Source organism: Flavobacterium sp. NRK1 (genome assembly GCF_024054175.1).
Taxonomy (GTDB): Bacteria; Bacteroidota; Bacteroidia; order Flavobacteriales; family Flavobacteriaceae; genus Flavobacterium.
This window is the reverse complement of the sequence record NZ_JAMXLA010000001.1, coordinates 565,967-590,361: the sequence shown is the minus strand read 5'-3', so window position 1 is coordinate 590,361 and position 24,395 is coordinate 565,967. Positions and strand designations below refer to the sequence as shown.

The following is a 24,395-nucleotide window of genomic DNA, read 5'->3' as shown; positions in this document are numbered from 1 at the left end:
CAGGGCACTTAAAAACGTGGTCATTTGACCATATTTTATTTAGCGATGCAATTGGGAATGACGGATCCTCGTAAGCGTTTTAATAGATATGCCAAGGTAAGATGCGATCATTCGTAACGGTAATCGCAACAAAAGTGAAGGGAAACGTTTAGTGAAATCCTCATATTTTTCTTCGGGTGTAGCACTAAGAGCTGTAAGCATCCGCTGCCTGTTATAATAAATGTTATAAGATATAATCTGCTGTGATAATTTTTTGAATTCCGGAATTTCATTTAAAAACCTGGTAAAATCTTTCTTAGTCCACAGCAATACCTCTGTAGGTTCTATTGCTTCTATATTTACTTGTGAAGGTATTTCTTTATCGTAACTTTCTACATCAAGTGTCCAGGTTAGTTCAGGTGAAAATTGCAGGATGTGTTCATTGCCGTTTGTACTTGTGCTAAATGTACGGAGCATACCTTTTACAACAAACACTTTATGACGGCAAACGCTTCCAGCTTTAAGCACTAGTTCATTACGGTTAAGATTTTGACGTAAAGCTGAGCTGCTAATGATATGTATTTCATCATCAGTCAGGCTGGTTTTTGATTTTAAATAGTTTTCAAATTCGGACAGCATTTTACAAAAATATCAAATATTATTTATCTAAAATGAATACTGTTTTTATTTTAAAAGTCCTCGATTACTTCAAACTTCATGGTTTCGTTTGTTATCGGGTGTGTAAATTCTAAATATGCGGCATGGAGATGTAATCTGTTTGATGAAGTTCCATATAGATCATCTCCCACTATAGGCGCATTAAGCCCTGATTCATGAGCCGCGTGCATCCTTAATTGATGTGTTCGTCCAGTAAGAGGCCAAAAATGCACTTTAGTAGTTGTATCCTTCCTTTCGGTAACTTTCCATTTGGTTATTGCCTTTTTTCCAAATTCAAAACAAACTAACTGCCTAGGCCTGTTATCCAGATCTCCTCGCAACGGAAGTGTAATCTCACCTTCTTCTCCGTTAATTACATTTGAAAGTAATGCAGAATAACGTTTTTTTACCGTACGTTTTAAAAATTGTTTTTGAATATGTTTGTGCGCTTCTTTTGCTTTCGCCACAACCAGTAAACCCGAAGTCGACATGTCAAGGCGATGTATTATAAGGGGTTCAATAGTGGCGAATATTGCCTGTAGCCTTGTATATACTGAATCCTGAACGGCAATACCAGGTACTGAAAGTAATTCGGCAGGCTTGTTTACTACCACAAAACTATCGTCTTCATATAGTATTTCAAGTTTTTTGCCTTCCCCCTGATTAACTAAAAGCGGATTTTGATCTAGCGGAATCCCTTCAAGCATATGCTCAAGTATTGGTTTGCATTTTCCGGTACAGGCAGGATAAAACTGCTTGTGTTTCCTTACTTCAGATTTTGGCGGGGCACCCCACCAGAACTCTGCCATTGCTATCGGTTCATATCCGTTAAGAAAGGCGTATTGCAGTAATTTTGGTGTAGCACACTCACCGGCACCGGCCGGAGGTTTCCCGAAAACAGTGTTACTGAAAATAGCATGCAGGCTTTTCTTTTTACCCGCTTTGTTTAAAAAGGAATATTGTTCGAAAAGCTGAAGCTGTAAAGCTGCCGATTTTTCCCTGCGTTCTTTTTTTAGAGTTTCAATTGTATTTTCGTATTGTGCTAATTCTGATTGTATTTCATCTAAATTTTTCTTCCATTTATTTGTGAGGAGCGAATACTGATGATTGTCATAATGGCTGAAGCGGACTAAATAAGCTTCAAACCGTGCGTAATCTGTCTCAGGAATATTATTTTTACGTCTTGCGCGAAGATCTTTTCTATATGCTTTATTGCTTTTTAAACGCTGTTTCAGCGCTGCAATTTCTTTAGCGGCCTGAGTTGAGAATTCTGCAAAATCTCGTTTTAAATTTTTATATTTTTCGTCCGATTCTATTTCTTTAACCTTATGATTAATTGCGTTGAGTATTTCCTGCTCCTTAAGAAAAAAGCTGTCTTCAACGAGCATGTCAAATACTGGCGGAACAAACATAGGGTGGTCGTTAGAATCTGCTAGTTTCCCTGAAAATGCAGATAAATATCCTAATTTTCCTTCGGTATCCTTAACCACCAAAACACCAAACATTTTACCAATAACAATTCCCTGCTGGTTTTTAATAAGTCCGAAATTATGATCCAGATCTGTCTGTGTTTCCAGATAATGTTGTAACTCGTTCGCTGCAACTATAGTTAGTGGATGAGGTTCATAATAAAAAGGGAAGGTAAAACGCTCGGGTAACGTTATATCCTTTATTGAATTTTCAGTAAAGTAGATAATATTATTTTGGACTTTTTGGCTCACTTTTATATGTTGCATTTAATTGTGCGAAAGTAATAGATATTCTTTTGTTTTTATAGTTTGCAACATAAAGAGTTGTTTGTTTTAACTAAAGCTTATTACGCTAATCCCTATCATTTCTTTATAAAATGTATTTTTGTATCTATTCAAAAAATACCTAAAATTATGGATGATAAGTTTATTTTCTGCCTTGAAGCTGTGCCTGATGCTGAAATTGAAGTTTCTACTGCAGTTTTATTAAATCTGGAACAACTTGCTTTTGAGCAGGGAATTGACAGTATTTATAAAACCTGTGATACAATAGAAGGACTTGAAGAAAGCTTAAATGCACTACTTTATGAAGATCATAATTTTAAAAATTATGAAATAATTTATTTAGTAATGCAGGGTGAAAAGAACAATATATGCCTTAATGATTATTATTACAGCATAGAGGAGATTGCTGAGCTTTTTGAAGGCAGGATGAAAGGAAAAATTCTGCATTTTGCAAATGCTAAAGTCCTCGACCTGTCTGAAGAGGAAGCTCAATATTTTTTAGATGTTACAGGGGCGAGAGCAATTTCAGGATATGGAGTAGCATCAGGTCACGTTTCCAGTAGCGGCCTTGATAAACTTTTTTTTACTTTATGCCAGGAAGAAGATAATGTAATTGAAATTGTAGAGGAATTGCATCAAAAGCAGTATGCACTTTGTAAACTGCTCGATTTTAGATTGTATTATTAAAGGCTTCTTTTTTTCTCTTTACATAAACAACAGTTTTCTTGATAACTATTATAGTCTTCTCTTTTATCCCATTTTAATTCTATTAATTTTGCTTATATTTAAGTTTGATTGTATAAAGCGTTAATAGAATTTATTTTGAATTGACTATGGGAATGTTTGTTATTAGTAAGCGATATAATGGCGAATATAAATTTGTTTTTACGTCAAGAAAAGGTAAAACTATATTTACCAGTATTAGCTGTAAGCAGAAGTCTGATTGCGAATTAATGATATCAGGCATCAGAGAAAATATAGCGCTGTTTGCTTTTACAAAAAATGCTACAGCTTCAGGCAAATATTTCTTCAGGTTATCAAAAGGAGGTTTAGTGCTGGCAACCAGCCGGAAATATTTTACAGAACTAAGCCTTAAAAAAGGTATAGATGAAATTATGAAATATGTACCATTGTCAGAAACCCTTGACTTTTCAGAAGATGAATTTGTTTTTCCGGAGGCAGAGACTGTCTTTACAGACGTGGAGTAATTGTCGGGTATTTTAAATGAAGAATCTTATATAAAAAGAAGCTTGCCATTGGCAAGCTTCTTTTTATATAAGTTCTAAGGTTCTTTCAAGTGCCATTGCCCTTGAACCCTTTATTAAAATTGTTTTTCCTTTTGGTGCCAGAGTTGAGAAATAGTCTTTAAAACTATCATATGTTTCATAGAAGTGCAGGTGAGGGGCATCTGTTTTATTAAAATAAAAATTCTTTCCTATAAAATACACCTCTGTATCTTCTGCATTTTCTAAAGACTGTACTATTTTTAAATGTTCGGCAAGGCTTTCATTACCCAGTTCATACATATCACCTAATACAGCGATTTTATAACTCCCTTCAGTTTCGAGTTGAAGAAAATTTGTCAGGGCTGCGCTCATACTGCTCGGGTTGGCATTGTACGCATCCATAATTATGCTGTTGTTGTTTTTTTCAATCAGCTGCGATCTGTTATTGGCAGGTATATAACCTTCAATGGCATCTTTAATTTTTATGTCGCTTATCTTAAAATGATTTCCTATAGCTATAGCCGCACTTATGTTAGCTGCATTATAAATACCTATAAGATGAGATTTAATATCAAGGCCATTATATTTAACAGTTACCATTGGATCAGCTTTTACAGCTTCAATCCTTACATCACAGTTGTAATCATCTAATGCAAATGTAAAACGGGATATATGAGCTGTTTTTTCTTTCTGGATAGTATCATCTAGATTAACAAAGGCTGTTTTTGTATTTGCAGACAGGTAGTCATAAAGCTCGCTTTTACCTTTTATAACACCTTCAAATCCTCCGAAACCTTCCAGGTGGGCTTTTCCGAAATTTGTAATATATCCAAAATTGGGTTCTGCTATGGTACACAAAAAAGAAATCTCCTGCTGATGATTAGCACCCATTTCTACAATACCTATTTCAGTTTCTTTAGTAAAAGATAGTAGTGTTAGCGGCACGCCAATATGGTTATTAAGATTTCCTATAGTTGCCGTTGTATTATATTTTTTAGAAAGAACTGCATTAATAAGCTCTTTAGAAGTTGTTTTACCATTACTGCCCGTAAGTGCTATTATAGGCAGCCCCAATTCCCTGCGATGGTGTTGCGCAAGTTGCTGAAGTGCCTCCAGTGTATTATTAACAAGCAGGGTAGTATCTCCGGTTTTATATTCCGGGTTATCTATAACAACATATTTTGCGCCCTTTAGCAAAGCTTCAGATGCAAAAGTGTTAGCGTCAAAGTTTTCGCCTTTTAAGGCAAAAAACATTGAGTCAGGTGTTATTTTACGTGTGTCGGTAATAATACCTGCGCATTGTAAAAAGTAGTTGTAAAGGTCTTTTGTCTCCATAAGGCAAATAAAAAAATAAAAGCCCTAAGATAGGGCTTTTATTATATTTTGTAAATTGAAACTTAATTAGTTTCTGGCTTTCTTTTTTCCTGATTTAGGACCTACTTTAGACATAGCACATCTGAATCCGATGTAGTCTGTAGCCATATCCTGAGGGAAGTATCTTCTCTGTGCAGGATCTAACCAGTAAGCTCTGTCTCTCCATGAACCACCTTTATAAACTCTTACATTATCGTTAATAAGGGTTGTTCTTTCAGAAGACTTGTCATATTCTCTTACCATGTTACCAAGGCTGTCTTTTGTAACAAGGTGCTTAGGAGAATCGTACATTCTTTCCGCTTCGTTCACAGTACCTCTTTCTTCATCAGTATCTCCAAAGTTATAATAGCGTGTAGATTGTCTGTCGCCATCTCTGTAGTTTCTGTTGTCACCCTTAGTATAATTTTGTCTAAGGTAAGTGTCATCAGAAGTAATCTGCTCCTGAGCAATTTGTCCGGGTAAATTTCTGTACTGTATTTTTCCGTTACTTAAAGTATCGTATTCTATATTGTCAGTAGTTACGATTTCAGCTCTGCCATCTTCACCTATTTTGTTTTTCATATAGACGTTACCTCTATAGTAGTTGAAGTCATTTGCTTCATCATCAACAATTGGACGATAAACATCTGCTACCCATTCAGCTACGTTACCAGACATATCATACAGACCAAAGTCATTTGGTGGGTAGCTTTTTGCAGGCGCTGTGATATCTGCATTGTCATCAGACCATCCTGCAATTCCTCCGTAGTCACCTTTACCTTGTTTAAAGTTGGCTAACTGGTCACCTTTACTTGTTCTTTTACCACTACGTGTGTATGAACCTTTCCAAGGATATTTTTTATCACCTCTGTAAAGGTTATATTCGCGGTTTCCTACAAGGGCAACAGCAGCATATTCCCATTCAGCTTCAGTTGGAAGTCTGTACTCAGGAAGGATAATTCCTGAAGTTCTCTGAGCATATACGTTTGTAGCATTTTCTTTATTAGCAAGTTTATTTCTTGGACCTTTCAATACGATCTCTTCGTTTCCGCCATAGCTTTTAGTAGGGCTTTCAAGATAAGCTTCAGTGCTAAAAGTAGTTTCAGCAGTTACATCAAGAATTTTTGCATCTCTTTTAATGTAGCCTTCTCTTTCAAGTACCGACTCATTAACACGGTCAGTTCTCCACTTGCTGAATTCTACAGCCTGTATCCAGTTAACACCTACCACAGGGAAGTTTGAATAAGCCGGATGTCTAAGGTAGTTGTTAGTCATTGTTTCGTTGTAACCCAAAGCACTCCTCCAAACAAGGGTGTCGGGTAAAGCACCTACATAAATGTTTTTGTAGTTCTCTTCTGTTGGAGGGAAAACCCTCTTTAGCCAATCAAGATACTCCATATACATTACATTGGTAACTTCTGTTTCATCCATAAAGAAAGACTGAACGTGCTGTTGGGTTGGAGTGTTGTTCCAATCGTGCATAACATCGTCTTGAACTCTACCCATAGTAAACGTTCCGCCTTCTACTTCTACAAGTCCGGGAGCAGTTTCCTGCTTTTTGTACTTGGAGTTGTGTTGGAATCCACCTTTCTTGTCATTGATCTTCCAGCCTGTAGCCGTGGAATTACCATTAGACCCTTTTTTACTGCACGCAGTAAAGCCAAATGCAACTGCGAATGCAAGCAGCAACTGTAAAGCCGTGATTTTGTTAACTTTCATCTTTCAGTAGGTAAATAAATTTCGTGGCGCAATATAATAATTAACCATTAAACCGCAACACGTTTTAGAAATTTTTATCAAAAATCTAAAATTATGTTAAATGTCTGTTTTTATAACGGTGTTTTTGAAGTAATATTGCAATCGGTTTGTAATAATTTTTTTTACATATACTGTAATATATTACGCATAGCTGCGTTCTTTCAATGATGAAAAACAGATTACTCTTTTTTGCTCTTCTATATACTATCTTCTCTTTTGCCCAGCAAAAGAATGAAATTGTATTGAATTGGACTGATAATATGAAGTCTTTTATTGCGGACGTTAAAGTTACTATACCTCAGTTTCAGAATGAGTACCTGGACTTTGATTTTCATCATAAGCAGCTTTTTTTCCGATATGCTTTTCCTGTGTCCGGGTTTGTGCCTAAAAATTCTTTACAAATTCAAAATGTTGTTTATGAAAGTATAAGCCGTGAGCAGCTTGGCGATCTTTCGGTTAAAAATATTCCTTCTTCAATAAATGCTGATATTTCTGTTTCTAAAGCCAGGGATGAGCGTTATGCTTCATTGTCTTTATCTCCTGTTATTAAGGAGGGCAGTGGCTTTAAAAGAATAAAGTCTTTTTCCTTTTCTTATTCTATAGGAGCTGAAATGACTACGTTTGGTATTAATGATTTTGATGAATTATCTAATTCTGTACTTGCTTCCGGAGAGTGGTATCGTTTTTATGTAGAAAAGTCAGGTATATATAAAATAACAAAGAGTTTTTTACAGCAATTAGGTTTTGATACTAATACTGATCCGCGAAATATAAAAATATACGGTAACGGTGGCCGAATGGTGCCGCTAAAAAACAGCACTCCCTATCCTTCAGACCTTGCTGAAAATGCTATTAGGTTTATAGGAGAGGAAGACGGTGATTTTGGCTCTGGTGATTATATTCTGTTTTATGCAGAAGGAGTTGATAACTGGAGTCAGGAAAATGGCAGTCATAATAATTTGTATTCAGATCGTTCTTATTACTATGTTACTTCGCAAGGCGGCCCGGGTAAAAGGGTTTCCGTTATGGGGCAGCCCGGCGGTGCGGCAACACTTACTACCTCTGTTTTTGATGAATATCAGTATCATGAGGAAGATTTAGTGAATATAGCAAGGCTTGGCAGAAAATGGCATGGGGAAACCTTTAACGTTAATAATAAACAGGAATTTGAATTTGTTGTTCCTGATATTGACCTTTCACCTGTTTCAATAAAGGTTAGTGCTGCGGCAGCATCAGTTACAAATACATCTATGACGGTTAAGGTAAACGGACAGGTTTTGGGTAATTTGAATTTCGGGCAATTACAGGAGCTTGAGGCTGCTAAGGAGGATAATTTAATTGGAAGTTATACTCCTGCAGGTACAACAATTAAAGTTGAGCTGACTTATAATAATAATGGTGCTCCGGGGTCTAATGCATGGCTGGATTACATTATAGTCCAGGCTAAAAGAAAATTGACAGGAAATGGCAGGCAGTTTAGATTTCAGTACAATGACGCTGCAACGAATAATGGAATAATACAGTATAATATGTCTAATGCTTCCAGTATAAGTGAAGTATGGGATATTACCGACATTTATAATGCAGGAAGAATGGTAAATGAAGGCCTTCAGTCTCAGTTCTCATTTAAGGCTGCTCTTGGTGAAATTAGAAAATATGTGGCTGTTGTTCCTTCAAATTATTTTACCCCTGAACGTGAGAGTCACACGCATGTTGCAAATCAGAATATAAAAGGTACGATTTTTAATAATGCTTCAGGCCAATTTCAGGATGTAGATTATATAATAGTTACACCTGCTAATTTAAGTTCTTCGGCTGAAAGGCTTGCTAACCTTCACCGCCAGGAAGGAATGAATGTAAAAGTTGTAAACCTTGAAAATATCTATCAGGAATTTTCTTCGGGTAAACAGGATATTGGCGCTATAAGAAATCTGGTTAAATATGTTTATTATAATGCATCATCCGGTGACAAGCGGATAAAGTATGTTAATTTGTTTGGAGATGCCTCTTTTGATTATAAAAACAGAACGCCCAATAATACCAATATAGTGCCTATAATGCAGGGGTATGATCCTTCCCCAACCTTTAATAATTATAGTGTAGTAACTACTTTTATTACAGATGATTTTTACGGATTGATGGACCCGGAAGAAGGTGCTATGCTTCTTTCAGGTCCTGAAGGATTAGACGTTGCTGTTGGAAGAATGCTTGTTACAGATAAGAAGTTAGCGGATGAAATGGTGAATAAGGTGATTGAGTATAAAAGTCCGGAATCGTATGGCAGATGGCGTAATGAATTTATAGTTATGGCTGATGATCTTGATGGTGATGGCTCTCAGGACTTTATTCCTCAAATGGATAGTCTGGCTATACAACTTAATGCTGCCCGGCCGTTTGTAAATATCAGAAAAATTTATACAGATGCTTATGTTCAGCAGGCTTCTGCCGGAGGTCAGCGTTATCCCGATGCCAAAGAACAGTTTATAAGGGCTATAAATTATGGCTCTTTAGTGGTTGGGTATCTTGGCCATGGTGGTGAAGACGGCATGGCAAGTGAGCGTATGTATAATAAAACGGATGCCGATAACTTATTTAATAAAGGTAAGTATCCTTTGTTTATAACGGCAAGCTGTGAAATTACAAAATTTGATAATCCATACAGGCCAACAGTTGGAGAATATACCTATTGGAACCCTAAAGGAGGTGCTATAGGCATGATGAGTACAACCCGTGCCTTGTTTATAAGTGCTGCTTATAAATTTAATCCGCTTATAGTGAAACATCTTTATGCTTATGGGGAAAGTGAATTTCCTTCTATGGCAGAAGCATTGCGAAGAACTAAGATTGAGCAGAATAATAAAAATATTAGGATGATATGTTTTATTGGTGATCCGGCATTGATGCTTGCAATACCAAAACCGGAAATAAAACTTACTACTATTAATGATACTCCTATATCCGATTTTACAGGGGCGCTTAATTCTCTTGCTTATGTAAAACTGGGAGGAAATGTTGTTAATGAAAGCGGTACTACAATAACAAATTATAACGGTGAACTTGAGGTTACTGTTTTTGATAAGGATATTGACAGGATAACCTTGGGTAATGATGGTGTAACTGACAGTTCGGGAAATATTATTAAAACTCCTTTTAAAATATTAGGGGAAACAATATTCAGAGGTAATGCGTCGGTTGTTAATGGGCAATTTGAATTTGGTTTTGTTGTGCCTCGTGATATTCGTGTTCCTATAGCAAATGGCAGGGTTAGTTTTTATGCAAAAAGAGCTAATATTACCGAAGACCAGCAGGGTTATAGTGTTGATGTGAAAATTGGAGGGGTAAATGAAAATGCTGAAGCAGATAATACAGGGCCAAAAGTGAGGCTGTATATGAATGATGAATCTTTTGTTTCGGGAGGAATTACAAATGCATCGCCAATATTCCTGGCATTTCTGGAAGACGAGCATGGTATTAATACAGCAAGTGGTATTGGCCATGATATATTAGGAATATTGGATGGAGATGAAAATAATCCATATATAATGAACGACTATTATGAAACCGAAGTTGATAATTATCAGAAAGGCGCACTTCGTTTTCCGTTCAGTAATCTGGAAAAAGGGTTGCATACGTTAACCTTTAAAGCATGGGATGTATATAATAATCTGGTTACTGCCGAAATTCAGTTTGTGGTTGTGGGAGATGAAGGTTTAACATTGGATAAAGTGCTTAATTATCCGAATCCGTTTGTGAGTTACACAGAATTCTGGTTTACCCATAACCGGCCTTTTGAGCCACTGGATGTTCAGGTGCAGATATTTACAGTAACCGGTAAAGTTGTAAAGACGATAAATCAGTCGGTTACTACCGATGGGTTTTTGTGCCGTGAAATTAAATGGGATGGTAAAGATGATTTTGGAGACCGTATAGGTAAGGGAGTGTATGTTTACAAGCTTACTGTAAGGTCTACCACTACTAATAAAACTGCAGAAAAATACGAAAAACTTGTATTGCTGTAAAAAACATTATATTTGTGACCTTTAAATTTTCAAAACAAGAATGAAAAAGATAATCTTGATAGCACTTTCTATTTTAGGAGTGCAAATGGCGAAAGCCCAAAACGATAATCGGGTAATTACTACAGGAGTTCCGTTTTTAACAATAGCAGCAGATGCCCGTTCGGCGGGTATGGCAGACCAGGGAGTTGCTACATCTACCGATGTTTTCTCACAGCAATGGAATCCCGCTAAATATGCCTTCGCATTAAAAGAACAAGGGTTTTCCTTTAGCTATACACCTTACCTTACTAACATTGCTAATGATATATCGTTGGGACAGGTTACTTATTATAACAGGATTAACGACAGGAGTGCTTTTGCAGGTAGCCTTCGCTATTTTGGTTTAGGTGATATTGAGATTCGAGATAATCCTGATCAGGAAGCGATCATAAGATCTCCTAATGAATTGGCTGTAGATCTATCGTATGCTCTAAAGCTTGATGAGCAGTTCTCGATGGCAATTGCAGGACGTTTTATCAGTTCTAATTTAAGAATACCCGAATCTGCGGGTGGCGGAGATGCAAGAGCAGCCAAATCTTTTGCTTTTGATATTGCAGCTTTCTATCAGTCTGAAGAAATTGCTTACACGGATTTTGACGGCCGTTGGAGAGGTGGTCTTAATATACAAAACATCGGTCCTAAAATTAGTTATGACAATGATCCTGATTTAAGTTCAAACTTCCTGCCTTCTACACTAAGGCTTGGCGGGGGCTTTGATTTTATATTTGATGAGTATAATAAAGTTGGTGTAAATCTTGAACTGGCTAAGCTGTTAGTGCCAACACCTTATGCTACTGTTCAGGCTAATCCTGTAGATCTTAATGGAGATGGTACTATAGATAATAGTGAAATTCAGCAGGCTAGTGATGAGGCTTCTAATCAGAATGCTGAAAACAGGGAAAAATATAATGATATAGGCTGGGTGTCCGGTATATTCAAATCTTTTGGAGATGCTCCGGGCGGATTTAGTGAAGAGCTTAAAGAAATTACCTATTCACTTGGTGCGGAATATTCTTATCAGGATGCCTTTATGTTCAGGTTAGGTTACTTTAATGAAGACAAGAGTAAAGGAGCACGTAAATTTTTCTCTCTTGGTGCCGGTTTCAGGTACACAGTGGTAAAAATAGATGTATCTTACCTGTTCTCTGCATCACAGGTTAGAAATCCGCTTGAAAATACACTTCGTTTTTCACTTAGCTTCAATTTCGGAGACGATTACGATGAATATTAGTAGATAATTTACAATAAAGGGATTCTTCGGAATCCCTTATTTTTTGGTATAATAACAAAAGCAATAACTACCTGCTAAAAAATAACAAAATACTTAGCTTAATTTTTTTTGTTATTAAAGGGAAGTCTTATTTTTGCATTTCGCAAATTTGTGTGAGGAAACTTTTTGCGCTTTAAGAAAAACATTTTTTAAAAATCACATCAGCAACAATAATTTAGCAAATGAAAGAAATAACAAAAGAGGTTTACCTGAAGTGGTATGAGGATATGCAGTTTTGGAGGAAGTTTGAAGACAAACTGGCAGCTTTATACATACAGCAAAAAGTTAGAGGTTTCCTTCACTTATATAACGGCCAGGAAGCAGTTCTTGCCGGAGCATTGCACGCAATGGACCTTTCTAAAGATAAAATGATTACTGCATACCGTAACCACGTTCAGCCAATAGGTATGGGCGTAGATCCGAAAAGGGTTATGGCAGAGCTTTTAGGTAAAGCCACCGGAACATCTAAAGGACTTGGCGGTTCTATGCACATTTTCTCTAAAGAACACGGTTTTTATGGAGGTCATGGTATTGTTGGTGCACAAATACCTGTAGGTGCTGGAATGGCATTTGCCGATAAATATTTTAATACCGGAGGTGTAACTCTTACTTATTTTGGTGATGGTGCTGCACGTCAGGGTTCGCTTCATGAAGCATTTAACATGGCTATGCTATGGAAACTTCCTGTAGTATTTATTGTTGAGAACAATGGTTATGCAATGGGTACATCTGTAGAGCGTACGGCTAACCATACAGATATTTGGAAACTGGGACTTGGTTATGAAATGCCATGTGGGCCGGTTGATGGAATGAACCCGATTAAAGTTGCAGAGGCTATGCATGAAGCCATTGAGAGAGCAAGAAGAGGTGACGGGCCTACATTCCTTGAAATGAAAACATATCGTTACCGTGGGCACTCAATGAGTGATGCACAGCACTACAGAACCAAAGAAGAAGTAGAGGAGTACAAAAAAATTGATCCTATTACTCAGGTTCTTGATATTATAAAAGAGAATAACTATGCTTCTGAAGCAGAAATTGAAGCAATTGATCAAAAGGTAAAAGACCTTGTGGAAGAATGCGAGAAATTTGCTGAAGAATCTCCATATCCGGATTTAAACGTTATGTATGACGTTGTTTACGATCAAAAAGATTATCCATTCTTACCACATAAACTACAATAAATCATGGCAAAAATTATTACAATGCCGCGCCTTAGCGACACCATGACCGAAGGTACTGTGGCTACGTGGCTTAAAAAAGTAGGTGATACCGTTAAAGAAGGCGATATACTTGCTGAGATTGAAACAGATAAAGCAACAATGGAGTTTGAAGCCTTTGATGCAGGTACATTACTGTACATAGGCATTAAGGAAGGTGAAACTGCTCCAGTAGATTCAGTTCTTGCTGTAATAGGTAAAGAAGGTGAGGATATTTCTGCTTTGCTTGAGGGTAAAGCGGCTCCTGCTGCTGAATCATCTGAAAAGAAAGAAGAAACTAAGAAAGAAGAAAAAGAAGAATCAAAACCTGCTGCTGAAGCTGCGCCTGCTGCGTCTTCAGAATTGCCTAAAGGAGTTATTGTAGTTACAATGCCGCGCCTTAGTGATACTATGACAGAAGGTACTGTTGCTACATGGCTTAAAAAAGTAGGAGATACAGTTAAGGAAGGCGATATTCTTGCTGAAATAGAAACTGATAAGGCTACTATGGAGTTTGAATCATTCCAATCAGGTACGCTTTTAAAAATAGGTGTTCAGGAAGGCGAATCTGCTCCGGTAGATAGTCTTCTTGCAATAATAGGTCCTGCCGGTACAGATGTTTCGGGTATTACAGGTAAAGAAGGAAGCGCTCCTGCTGCTGAAGCAAAAGCCGATACTCCTAAAGAGAGTAAAAAAGAAGAGGCTGAAGCTCCAAAAGCTGAGGAGGCTGTTGCTGCAAATAACGATGGCGGAAGACTATTTGTTTCCCCATTAGCACGTAAGATTGCTGAAGAAAAAGGTGTAAACCTAAATCAGGTTAAAGGTTCGGGCGAAAATGGCCGTATCGTTAAAAAAGATATAGAAAATTATACTCCACAGGCTGCACAACAGGCTGCTGCTCCGCAAGGTGCTGCAAAAGCTGAAGTTAAGCCGTTTATTCCTGCAGGTGAGGTAAGTACTGAAGAAGTAAAAAATAACCAGATGCGTAAAACTATTGCGCGTCGTCTGGCTGAATCTAAATTCACAGCTCCGGAATATAGTCTTACTATAGAGCTTGATATGGATAATGCTATTGCTTCGCGCGGTGTTATTAATGCAGTGCCGGATACTAAAGTATCGTTTAACGATCTTGTAGTTAAGGCATGTGCTATGGCATTGAGAAAACATCCGCAGGTTAACACACAGTGGAAAGATGATGTTACCATTTACAACAAACATATTAGTATAGGCGTTGCTGTTGCTGTTGAAGACGGACTTCTTGTACCGGTACTTAAATTTGCCGACAATATGAGTCTGTCTCAAATAGGTGCTGCTGTTAAAGATCTTGCAGGCAAAGCTAAAAACAAAAAAATTGCTCCTGCCGAAATGGAAGGAAGTACGTTTACGGTTTCTAACTTAGGTATGTTTGGTATTCAGGAGTTTACTTCTATTATTAATCAGCCAAATTCTGCAATTCTTTCGGTAGGCGCTATTATACAAAAACCTGTTGTTAAGGATGGCCAGATAGTTGTAGGTAATGTAATGAAAGTTACGCTTACGTGTGATCACAGAACGGTTGATGGTGCTACAGGAGCTCAGTTCCTGCAAACACTTAAACAATATATTGAAAATCCGGTAACTATGCTTGCATAATTACGGATTATAGTCCTAATAAATATCCGTCCTGAAGTTAATTCAGGGCGGATATTTTATTTCTGCAAGTTACTGTTTTATATATAGTAGATTAATTTTAAGTTAAGAGGAGTTGGCCGGTATATCCATAGGGCATCATTAAAATCAAGTGGTATTTTTTTCTTATTTTAGCGGAATACATCACATCACATGAAAAAAATACTTTACGTTTTCCTTTTAGCTCTGTTAAGTATTAATTCTGCTTTTGCGCAGAAAAGGAAAAAAACAGATGCTTTATATAAAGTTCATGAAAAATCAGTAATAACAACACTCAAGTTTTTAACTTCCGATGAACTAAAAGGCCGTAACGCCGGAACCAAAGAAGCAGAAATAGCGGCCAAATATCTGGAAGATATTTTTGTTAAAAATGGTATTAAACCTTATTTCATTTCTTATAATGATACGCTTACTAATTTTACACCAACAACTTATAATGTTGTAGGATATCTGGAAGGGACAGATGCTGAGCTTAAAAAAGAATTTGTGGTTATTGGGGCGCACTACGATCATATAGGTACAACAGATAAGCCTGTTGATGGTGATTATATTTATAACGGTGCCGATGATAATGCTACAGGTACAACAACAGTTGCTGAACTTGTTAATTATTATGGCAAAATGAAATCTAATAAACGAAGCATCTTATTTTGCTTTTTTTCGGCAGAAGAAGAAGGACTTTATGGATCTAAACACCTGGCTAAAAAATTAAAAGACCAGAATTTCAATATTTATTGTATGCTTAATTTTGAAATGACGGGGGTTCAGCTCGGTGGAGATCTGCTGGCATTTATTACCGGATATGGCAGAAGCAATATGGCTGATAAATTTAATGAATATGCCGGAAAAAGAATCATAGGTTCCAACGCCTTTGAAATGCAGTATCAATTATTCAGGGCATCTGATAATTATCCGTTTTTTTTAGAATTTAATATTCCTTCTCATACATTAAGCACTACAGAGATGTCAACCTTTAAATTTTACCATAAGCTGGACGATGAGTTTGACCAGATGGATACCACTCATATGACTGCGTTTATACAGCAGATGATTCCGGTAGTTGAAAAAATGGTAAATGCGCCAACACAGGAAATTGTATTAAAGAAATAAATGAAAAATATTATAATAACAGGCACCAGCAGGGGCATAGGTTATGAGCTTGCTTTGCAGTTTGCTGATGCAGGGCATAATGTACTTGCAATATCACGGAAAATACCACAGGCATTTATAGAAAACCATAATATTTCATGTTTAGGCATTGATCTTACTTCAGGTAATGGTTTTGAACAGGTTAAAGATTTTATAGAATCTGCGTGGCATAAAGTTGATATTGTTATTCATAATGCCGGTGCTTTGCTGTTAAAGCCATTTGCTGATATCACAGCAGATGAATTTGAATACATATATAAAGTAAATGTGTTTGGTGTAGTGGCTCTTAACAGAGTAGTTTTGCCATATATGCAGCAAGGCGCACATGTAGTTACTATAAGTAGCATGGGCGGGGTTCAGGGAACAGTTAAGTTTTCAGGCCTGTCAGCCTATAGCTCCAGTAAAGGAGCTGTAATAACACTTAGTGAGCTTTTGGCAGAAGAATATAAAGAGCAGGGTATTGCATTTAATGTGTTGGCATTGGGAGCTGTAAATACCGAAATGCTTCAGGAGGCATTTCCAGGATATCAGGCTCCACTCTCGCCTAAACAAATGAGTGACTATATTTTTAATTTTGCCTTAACAGGTAATACGTATTTTAATGGAAAGGTACTTCAGGTGTCCAGTACAACACCATAGGAGAAGATAACGTGAAACATATACTTGCACCATATTTGCCCGAACATGCTACAGATACGGTTTTTGAACTGATAAAGCTGTATGGGGTAAACTTAAAAATTGTAAATGAACGCGTAACACGTCACGGTGACTACCACAGAGACAATAACGGTATGCATCAGATTACAGTGAATGCAAATTTAAATAAGTATCGTTTTTTAATAACCCTTATTCATGAGATAGCACATTTAGCAGCTTTTGAAAAATATGGCAGGAATATTAAGCCTCACGGAGACGAATGGAAGAGTACCTTTCAAAGGCTTATGATTCCGTTTATAAGGCCGGAAATATTTCCTTCGCAATTACTGCCCTTGCTGGCAAGACATTTCAGAAATCCAAAAGCCAGCAGTGATACGGATGCTACCCTTTCTATAGCCCTGAAACAGTATGATGAAAGGTCAGAAAAGAATTATATATTTGAATTGCCTTACGGGAGTAATTTCAGGATACATAACGGTAAGGTATTTAAAAAAGGGGCACAGCGCGTTAAGCGTTTTGAATGCTTGGAGGTAAGTACCGGAAGGGTATATTTGTTTAATCCTAATGCAGAGGTTGAACTTTTGCCCTAACTGTGTTAAATGAAAATTAAACGGTTTTGAATTTTACTTATTTAGTGGAATCTTTACTTAGAAATTAAAGCCATAAAAATGAACAAAAATTATTATGCAGTATTAATGGCAGGCGGAGTAGGCTCACGCTTTTGGCCGGTAAGTACTGCTCAGTTTCCTAAACAATTCCACGATATGCTGGGTACAGGTGAAACCCTTATCCAAAAAACATTTGGCAGGCTAACTAAACTTATTCCTGAAGAGAACATACTCATACTTACCAATGAAATATACAATGACATTGTGCTTGAGCAGCTCCCTCAGGTAGCACCTGGTCAAATTGTGCTTGAGCCTGCAATGCGCAATACAGCTCCGTGTATTTTATATGCAACATTAAAAATAAAAAAAATAAATCCGGATGCAATAATGGTGGTTGCACCAACAGATCACTGGATTGAAGATGAAAATGCTTTTATAGATAATCTTCAGCATGCTTTTAATTGTGCACAAAAAGAAGAGGTATTAATGACATTAGGAATAAAGCCTACTTTTCCTAATACCGGTTATGGCTATATAGAGTATGATAATAAAAATGAAAGGCTTATAAAAAAGGTTTCTCAGTTTAGGGAGAAGCCTGATTATGCCACAGCAAAGAAATTTCTTGAAAGTGGTAACTTCCTTTGGAATGCGGGCATTTTTGTATGGAGTGTAAAATCTGTAATCAGTGCTTTCTTAAAATTTCAGCCCGAAATGTATAATTTATTTATGGAAGGGTATGATAGTTATAATACGGATGCCGAAAAGGACTTTATAGAAGACAATTATATTAAGAGCGAGAATATTTCTATTGACTACGCTGTTATGGAAAAAGCAGAGAATGTGTATGTTGTTCCTGCAGCTTTTGACTGGAATGATCTTGGTACATGGGGTTCACTTCATGACAAGCTTAATAAAGATGAAAATAATAATGCTGTTGTAAACGCAACAGTTTTTTTAGAAGATGCCACAAATAATATAATCAGGGCTGATAAAGGAAAAACTATTATAATTGACGGCATACATAATTATATTGTTGTAGATAAAGAAGATATACTACTTATTTACCCTAAAGAGAAAGAACAGGAAATAAAAAAAATTACTCAATTAGTAACATCTTCTCGTAAAAAGGCATAATTCCATAATGAATTATGTTAAATTTTGTAAGTTTTTACCTGTACGTTATAAGAATCAATATCTTTATTGATACTTAAACTAACAGTAATGAACCAATTATTACCTAACAGAAGGGGGTTATTAACTTTAATAACGCTCTTTTTATCATTGCAATTATTTGCACAGTTGCCTCCTTTTAACTTTGCTGTCACTGTAACTGACCAGACATGTTTAAATAACGGGGCATTAAGTTTCTCGGTTTCCGGTACTACTCCGGGAGCTACAATGAGCTACTCAGTTTATTTATTACCTGACACTACAACGCCAGTAATTACTACTCCAACACCCAATGTTCCGGGGCTTGGAAGTGGTAATTATAGTATAACTGCTACACAGTCTCTGAACGGACAAACCAGTACAAATACGCAGACTGCAACTATAAATGATTTAATTGTTCCCCTCAGTTATACACTTAGCTTTACCAAAGTTAAGTGTGGTTTTGATGGTACAATTACTGTAAACGTAACTTCAGGAAATGCAGTTCAGTATGAAATTACTGCGGGTCCTGTAACTAAACCTCTGCAGACTTCAAATATTTTTACAGGTTTACCCGCCGGACTTTATACTGTTCGTGTTTTTGATAATTGTGGTGAAGCTGTTGTTATCAGTGTGACTGTTTTGCAGGCTTCAACCGGAATCACTATTAGTTCCGGAAATCCTGAATCTTTAATATCATGTAATACTATAGGTGTGTCGCATGGATTATTAACTGTGCCGGATGGTGAAATTTTTAATCCTCTTACAGTTCAGATCACTGTTTTTCCTCCCGGGGGAGGAACACCTGTAGTTTTGAATCAGACAGTTGATGGTTCTGGAGGACTGTTTTTGGAGATTCCGTTTTACAATGATCAGGAATATAGTTATAATTTGAAAGTTACAGATGCCTGTGGTAATGTATATACCAGAAATAATAATATAATTAATGAAAAATTTACCGTAGATGTAAAGCCGGAAACAGAGAATTGTGAAGACAATTTCTTCTCAATTGCTCCAAAGTTGTTTATTGCGCCTTATACTGTAAATTTTATTAATGCACCGGATGATTTTGATCCTGTTGCATCTAATGCGGGACATCCAACTTTTGTGACGGATACTACCCGTTATGGATTTTCAGGTTCTTATGTGCCCGAGGGAGATTATACGGTTGAGGTAACAGATGCCTGTGGCAGAACTACCACAGTAGATTTTATAGTTGTTACTAGTCCTAAGGTTCCTGAGATTAATGGTCAAAATGCTAGCTGTTCAATCGATGGGGCTATTGGGATTAGCGTTGATGGAAAAGAAATTGTGTATGTAGAAATGTTGTCTGCCCCTGCTGAATATCCGGGGCCATTTCCTAAAGATGTAAGTAGTTATATTACAAATGGAGAATTTCAGATAACAGATCTTCCCCCGGGACTTTATACGTTTTTTGTTATAGATAGCTGTGGTTACGAAATTGAATTAGATTTTGAAGTATTATTGGTAGATAATAATACCACCTTATCTGCATCACAGCGCCCCGGATGTGAACCCGGATACGGATCTATAAGAATTAACAATACAGGGGAAGATCTTACAAACCTTATTATAATAGCTGCGCCGCCTGAATTTACGGAACCCTTACCATTTGATGCTGCTTCATATATAGCAAATGATGGCAGGGCTTACATCAATTCCCTGCCGGAAGGAAGTTATACTTTTTCTACTATTAATTCGTGTGGTATAGAAGTTACGAGAACTGTTTCATTATCAGGTTATGGTGTAACAACAAATGATTTTACTATAGTTCCGCATTGCGGTTCTTTTGATATACAATTTCAGCATATTAGCAATGGTACCTATATTCAGAGCTTTTATTTGCAGAAATATAATCCCGACGAAGGTGTATGGGAGCATCCGCAGACAGGCCTTGATTATGTAGAAGGAACACAGGCAAATACATTAAATTCTATTTCACTTATAAATAACGGGATTAATAATGGGTATCCTTATACAGGAGAATTTAGAATTTTAAAAACATTTTTTGTGTATGACAATGGTAGTATAGCAAATGTTCGCTGTTTTCAGGTTCTTCATACTTTTACTTTTGATGATGGCCCTGTAATTATAGATGCTTACAGTTTTCCCTGTGAAGGAGGGCTGACAGAAGTGGCGGTTATAGCTGAGGGAGTACCACCATTAACCTATGGCATAACTACAAAAGACGGGGCACCATTTATTGTGGATAATGGGGAATCTAATCTTTTTACAGAATTGGAAAGTGCTATATATAATTTTAATGTAACCGATGTATGCGGAAATATAAGAAATATTCAATTGGATATTGATGCATTAGACCCCATTGCTATACAGCCAAATGGTTTTTGTGAAGGGGAGGATAGTTCTCTTTCTGTTCCACAATTTACATTTTTAACTTATAAATGGTATAAAGAAGGAGCTCCGCAAAATGTTTTAAGCACTACATCAGTACTAAACTTCCCTGCATATAATTCGGCAGCAGATGCGGCTACTTATCATGTGAGTATTACAAGTGATAATCCGCTATCCTGTATGAATCAGGAACTGAGTTTTTCTTTAGAGGAAAATACATTGCCCAATGCAGGGCCAGATATTACGGTACCTTTTTGTAATGATGGTATTGCAATAAATTTAAAAAACTATCTTGATGAAGGAGTAGCAACAACAGGTAACTGGGGGGATATTGATAATACCGGTCTGCTTAATAACAGCACTCTTACTACAGCCGGGCTCGCAGAAGGTACTTATCAGTTTAAATATACTTTAACGGGTTTGTGCAGTCTGACTGATGATGCAATACTGACACTTCAGGTAAAGGCAATACCTGAAATGCCAATTGTAAGCAGTAATACACCTATATGTGAGAATTCCGAGATACAGCTTTCTGCTGTAGAGGTTCCGGGAGCTATATATGAATGGACAGGGCCAAATGGATTTTCATCTACAGAAGTGAATCCTGTTTTATCTGACGTTACTTTGGCTGCTTCAGGAACTTACACGCTTGTTGTTATTGTTAATGAATGCTCATCTCCGGCAGGTTCTGTAAACATTACTGTAGAAGCTGCGGCAATGGCAGGCGATGATAATACTATACAACTTTGTAATGAAGGGAATACTGTTAATCTTGAAGACTATCTTAGTAACCTTGCAAATACAGGAGGGGCCTGGGAAGATATAGATGCGACAGGAGCCCTAACAAATAGCTCTTTTGCAACAGAAGGTATTGCCGAAGGTAGTTATCATTTTAGATATACAGTTTCTAATATTTGTGATATAACAGATGAAGCAATTATTACAATACAACTTACCGATATTCCCCAGGCACCTGAAGTATCTTCTTTAGATCCGGTTTGTGAAGGATCCGATATTCAGTTCACCGCCGCCGAAATTGCCAATGCATCTTATGAATGGACCGGACCAAACGGCTTTGAATCTAGCGAACATAATCCTTTGCTTACAAATGTAAGTACTGATGCGTCAGGTATATATACTTTAAAGGTTACAGTTAACGAATGTAGTTCGGATGCTGTTACTGTACCGGTAACTGTAAATGCATTGCCACAATTTACTGTGCAGGGTAATACTGTTTTATGTGAAGGGCAAACTTCTGTCCTTTCGGTTATGCCTGAAAATTTTGATGGAACAATGGTTGATTATAATTGGTATATTGATGGTAATGAATTAGCTGAAACGTCTGCAAGCATTCAGATTTCTGAACTTGGAAATTATGAAGTTATAGTTGATAATAATAATTGTACAACAGGAAGGGAGATTGAAGTTACACTTAATGATAATCCTTTTGATCTGGTTTTAAATTCGGGCTGTATAAATTATGAATATATGCTATGGGTGGTAAATATTGAAGACATAGCAGGAGCAGTAGTCACCTGGACAGGGCCGGGCGGTTTTAGCTTTACAGGTAATGAAGCAACCATTACCAATTTAGCAGAAGGAGACTATACAGCAACTGTTACAAATAGCGAAGGTTGTACCGCTGACGCAACCATTACCATATTTAATACATCTTGTATAATACCAAGGGGTATTTCTCCAAACGGCGATGGTATGAATGATAGTTTTGACCTTTCTAACCTTGATGTAAAAGAAATAAAGATATTCAACAGGTACGGGTTAAAAGTATATGAGGCGCAGAACTATCTTTCCGAATGGCATGGGCAATCTGATAAGGGAACATTGCCTACAGGTACATATTATTATGTTATAACACTTTCTGCCGGCAAACAGGTAACCGGATGGGTTTACCTGCAAAGGGAGGAGTAAGGAGATTAGGTATAAAACAAAAAGCTCAGAGATCAACTCTGAGCTTTTTGTTTTATTTTTTATCATGTCCTAAATGAGGGTGATGATCGCCTTCCTCATCGTCGGCTTCTGCCAACAGGTTTTCGCGTACTTTCTTAAACAGGTCAGATGAGTAAACAAACTCTACAATAGATTTATTTCTTGTTTCCAGTATTTGTTCATTATCACCTTCCCATTCTTTAATACCGTTTTTAAGAAAGACTATTTTCTCCCCGATTTGTAGAACAGAGTTCATGTCATGGGTATTAATAACTGTTGTAATATCATATTCTTTAGTAATTTCCTGAATTAACTCATCAATTACAATAGATGTCTCAGGATCAAGCCCGGAGTTAGGCTCATCACAAAACAAATACTTAGGGTTGTTTACAATTGCTCTTGCAATAGCAACCCTTTTTTGCATTCCTCCTGATATTTCGTTGGGAAATTTTTTATTGGCATCAACAAGATTTACCCTTTCCAATACAAAGTTTACCCTTTCTTTTATTTCTCTCGATCGTTTACTGGTAAACATTTTTAGCGGAAATGCTACATTATCTTCTACAGACATGGAGTCAAACAATGCGCTTCCCTGAAAAACCATGCCTATCTCTGTACGCAATTTTCTTTTTTCATCAGGAGTAAGTTCAGAATATATTCTGCCATCAAATGAAATAGTTCCCACTTCCGGTGTATGTATACCCAATAGCGTTTTAAGCATAACAGTTTTACCCGATCCGCTTCGTCCTATTATAAGATTTGTTTTTCCTGTTTCAAACGTCGTGGAAATTCCTTTTAAAACTTTTGATTCTCCAAACGACTTTTCAATGTCTTTAATTTCTATCATTAGCTTAAAAGTAATTGGGTTACTATATAGTTTACCAAAATTATAACAACGCTAGTCCATACAAATGATGTTGTACTGGCTTTACCTACTTCTAGTGCACCACCTTTCATAAAATAGCCATGGAATGATGGAATGGTAGCAAGCAGGAATCCGAAAATAAAGGTTTTAAAGAAGGCATAAAACACGTGAAACGGTTTAAAGTCAGTTTGTAAACCCTGTAAAAACTGGTCACTGCTTACAAAACCGCCATAAACGCCAGCCATCCATCCTCCAAGAATTCCCAGGAACATGGATACTGCAATTACAAACGGATATAACAGAAAGGCAGTAATTTTAGGGAATACAAGATAGTTAAGGGAGTTAACCCCCATTACCTCAAGAGCGTCTATCTGCTCTGTTACGCGCATTGTACCTATACTGGATGTAATATATGATCCTGCACGCCCCGCCATAATAATGGATATAAAAGTAGGGGCAAACTCTAATATTACGGATTGCCTTGTTGCAAATGCAATAAGCGATTTAGGAATAATAGGATTTGTTAAGTTAAGGGCAGTTTGTATAGCAACAACTCCGCCTATAAAGAACGAAATAAATGCTACAATACCCATCGAGCCTATAATAAGATCGTCTACTTCTTTTAAAATTAGGGGTTTCATTACCTTCCACTTCGTAGGTTTATTAAAAACCTCCTTCAGCATAAGGAAATAGCGGCCTATCTGGTGTAATGCTTTTATCAT

The 24,395-nt window shown here is 36.9% G+C and carries 17 protein-coding genes; 11 read left to right on the top strand and 6 right to left on the bottom strand.

What is annotated here, in order from left to right:
* Nucleotides 1-39 precede the first annotated feature (39 nt).
* The gene (locus NHE85_RS02905) at nt 40-618 is read right to left on the bottom strand and encodes a Crp/Fnr family transcriptional regulator (RefSeq protein WP_252809503.1); all 579 of its coding nucleotides are present in this window, start codon (nt 616-618) and stop codon (nt 40-42) included.
* Between the two features lie 50 nt (nt 619-668).
* On the bottom strand, nt 669-2,357 hold the full coding sequence (locus NHE85_RS02900) for an RluA family pseudouridine synthase (protein ID WP_252809501.1): 1,689 nt from the start codon (nt 2,355-2,357) through the stop codon (nt 669-671).
* A 162-nt stretch (nt 2,358-2,519) separates the two neighbouring features.
* Here NHE85_RS02900 and NHE85_RS02895 point away from each other — a divergent pair, with 162 nt between their 5' ends.
* Together NHE85_RS02895 and NHE85_RS02890 are read left to right on the top strand one after the other, a co-directional pair.
* Nucleotides 2,520-3,077 carry a DUF6642 family protein gene (locus tag NHE85_RS02895; protein ID WP_252809499.1) on the top strand — a complete coding sequence of 186 codons (558 nt, stop codon included), beginning with the start codon at nt 2,520-2,522 and terminating at the stop codon, nt 3,075-3,077.
* A gap of 146 nt (nt 3,078-3,223) precedes the next feature.
* Nucleotides 3,224-3,598, top strand: a complete 375-nt coding sequence (locus tag NHE85_RS02890) for a YegP family protein (RefSeq protein ID WP_252809497.1) — start codon at nt 3,224-3,226, stop codon at nt 3,596-3,598.
* A 63-nt stretch (nt 3,599-3,661) separates the two neighbouring features.
* Here the strand turns inward: NHE85_RS02890 and murF are convergent, their stop codons facing one another.
* Nucleotides 3,662-4,951 carry a UDP-N-acetylmuramoyl-tripeptide--D-alanyl-D-alanine ligase gene (gene murF / locus NHE85_RS02885; RefSeq protein ID WP_252809495.1) on the bottom strand — a complete coding sequence of 430 codons (1,290 nt, stop codon included), beginning with the start codon at nt 4,949-4,951 and terminating at the stop codon, nt 3,662-3,664.
* 66 nt (nt 4,952-5,017) lie between these two features.
* Nucleotides 5,018-6,688: a gliding motility lipoprotein GldJ gene (gldJ, locus tag NHE85_RS02880; protein WP_252809493.1), complete on the bottom strand. Its 1,671-nt coding sequence runs from the start codon at nt 6,686-6,688 to the stop codon at nt 5,018-5,020.
* 203 nt (nt 6,689-6,891) lie between these two features.
* Between gldJ and porU the strand changes: the two genes are divergently transcribed.
* The 9 genes from porU (at nt 6,892) to NHE85_RS02835 (ending at nt 22,790) form a co-directional block, all read left to right on the top strand.
* Nucleotides 6,892-10,746: a type IX secretion system sortase PorU gene (gene porU, locus NHE85_RS02875; RefSeq protein ID WP_308219344.1), complete on the top strand. Its 3,855-nt coding sequence runs from the start codon at nt 6,892-6,894 to the stop codon at nt 10,744-10,746.
* Nucleotides 10,747-10,786: 40 nt separating this feature from the next.
* Nucleotides 10,787-12,016 (top strand): type IX secretion system outer membrane channel protein PorV, encoded by a 1,230-nt coding sequence (gene porV / locus NHE85_RS02870; protein WP_252809491.1) that lies wholly within the window; start codon nt 10,787-10,789, stop codon nt 12,014-12,016.
* A gap of 221 nt (nt 12,017-12,237) precedes the next feature.
* The gene (gene pdhA, locus NHE85_RS02865) at nt 12,238-13,239 is read left to right on the top strand and encodes a pyruvate dehydrogenase (acetyl-transferring) E1 component subunit alpha (RefSeq protein ID WP_252809490.1); all 1,002 of its coding nucleotides are present in this window, start codon (nt 12,238-12,240) and stop codon (nt 13,237-13,239) included.
* A 3-nt stretch (nt 13,240-13,242) separates the two neighbouring features.
* Nucleotides 13,243-14,886 (top strand): pyruvate dehydrogenase complex dihydrolipoamide acetyltransferase, encoded by a 1,644-nt coding sequence (locus NHE85_RS02860; protein ID WP_252809488.1) that lies wholly within the window; start codon nt 13,243-13,245, stop codon nt 14,884-14,886.
* A gap of 189 nt (nt 14,887-15,075) precedes the next feature.
* A complete protein-coding gene (locus NHE85_RS02855) occupies nt 15,076-16,032 on the top strand; it encodes a M20/M25/M40 family metallo-hydrolase (protein WP_252809486.1) in 957 nt (318 codons plus the stop codon).
* On the top strand, nt 16,033-16,710 hold the full coding sequence (locus NHE85_RS02850; RefSeq protein ID WP_252809483.1) for an SDR family oxidoreductase: 678 nt from the start codon (nt 16,033-16,035) through the stop codon (nt 16,708-16,710).
* 11 nt (nt 16,711-16,721) lie between these two features.
* Nucleotides 16,722-17,318 (top strand): SprT-like domain-containing protein, encoded by a 597-nt coding sequence (locus NHE85_RS02845; RefSeq protein WP_252809482.1) that lies wholly within the window; start codon nt 16,722-16,724, stop codon nt 17,316-17,318.
* 78 nt (nt 17,319-17,396) lie between these two features.
* Nucleotides 17,397-18,470, top strand: a complete 1,074-nt coding sequence (locus tag NHE85_RS02840; protein ID WP_252809480.1) for a mannose-1-phosphate guanylyltransferase — start codon at nt 17,397-17,399, stop codon at nt 18,468-18,470.
* 87 nt (nt 18,471-18,557) lie between these two features.
* Nucleotides 18,558-22,790 carry a gliding motility-associated C-terminal domain-containing protein gene (locus tag NHE85_RS02835; protein ID WP_252809479.1) on the top strand — a complete coding sequence of 1,411 codons (4,233 nt, stop codon included), beginning with the start codon at nt 18,558-18,560 and terminating at the stop codon, nt 22,788-22,790.
* Between the two features lie 52 nt (nt 22,791-22,842).
* Here NHE85_RS02835 and NHE85_RS02830 read toward each other — a convergent pair whose 3' ends face one another.
* Both NHE85_RS02830 and NHE85_RS02825 read right to left on the bottom strand, forming a co-directional pair.
* Nucleotides 22,843-23,655 carry an ABC transporter ATP-binding protein gene (locus NHE85_RS02830; RefSeq protein ID WP_252809476.1) on the bottom strand — a complete coding sequence of 271 codons (813 nt, stop codon included), beginning with the start codon at nt 23,653-23,655 and terminating at the stop codon, nt 22,843-22,845.
* Complete coding sequence (locus tag NHE85_RS02825) at nt 23,655-24,395, bottom strand: ABC transporter permease (protein ID WP_252809474.1); 741 nt, start codon at nt 24,393-24,395, stop codon at nt 23,655-23,657. Before NHE85_RS02825 ends, NHE85_RS02830 begins: the two co-directional genes overlap by 1 nt.

Coding starts and splice junctions, on each gene's coding strand:
- porU (WP_308219344.1), top strand. CDS start 6,892: ATGATGAAAAACAGATTACTCTTTTTTGCTCTTCTATATACTATCTTC.
- NHE85_RS02830 (WP_252809476.1), bottom strand. CDS start 23,655: ATGATAGAAATTAAAGACATTGAAAAGTCGTTTGGAGAATCAAAAGTT.
- gldJ (WP_252809493.1), bottom strand. CDS start 6,688: ATGAAAGTTAACAAAATCACGGCTTTACAGTTGCTGCTTGCATTCGCA.
- porV (WP_252809491.1), top strand. CDS start 10,787: ATGAAAAAGATAATCTTGATAGCACTTTCTATTTTAGGAGTGCAAATG.
- NHE85_RS02825 (WP_252809474.1), bottom strand. CDS start 24,395: ATGATAAAAGCATTACACCAGATAGGCCGCTATTTCCTTATGCTGAAG.
- NHE85_RS02895 (WP_252809499.1), top strand. CDS start 2,520: ATGGATGATAAGTTTATTTTCTGCCTTGAAGCTGTGCCTGATGCTGAA.
- NHE85_RS02905 (WP_252809503.1), bottom strand. CDS start 618: ATGCTGTCCGAATTTGAAAACTATTTAAAATCAAAAACCAGCCTGACT.
- NHE85_RS02855 (WP_252809486.1), top strand. CDS start 15,076: ATGAAAAAAATACTTTACGTTTTCCTTTTAGCTCTGTTAAGTATTAAT.
- murF (WP_252809495.1), bottom strand. CDS start 4,951: ATGGAGACAAAAGACCTTTACAACTACTTTTTACAATGCGCAGGTATT.
- NHE85_RS02860 (WP_252809488.1), top strand. CDS start 13,243: ATGGCAAAAATTATTACAATGCCGCGCCTTAGCGACACCATGACCGAA.
- NHE85_RS02890 (WP_252809497.1), top strand. CDS start 3,224: ATGGGAATGTTTGTTATTAGTAAGCGATATAATGGCGAATATAAATTT.
- NHE85_RS02840 (WP_252809480.1), top strand. CDS start 17,397: ATGAACAAAAATTATTATGCAGTATTAATGGCAGGCGGAGTAGGCTCA.
- NHE85_RS02850 (WP_252809483.1), top strand. CDS start 16,033: ATGAAAAATATTATAATAACAGGCACCAGCAGGGGCATAGGTTATGAG.
- pdhA (WP_252809490.1), top strand. CDS start 12,238: ATGAAAGAAATAACAAAAGAGGTTTACCTGAAGTGGTATGAGGATATG.
- NHE85_RS02835 (WP_252809479.1), top strand. CDS start 18,558: ATGAACCAATTATTACCTAACAGAAGGGGGTTATTAACTTTAATAACG.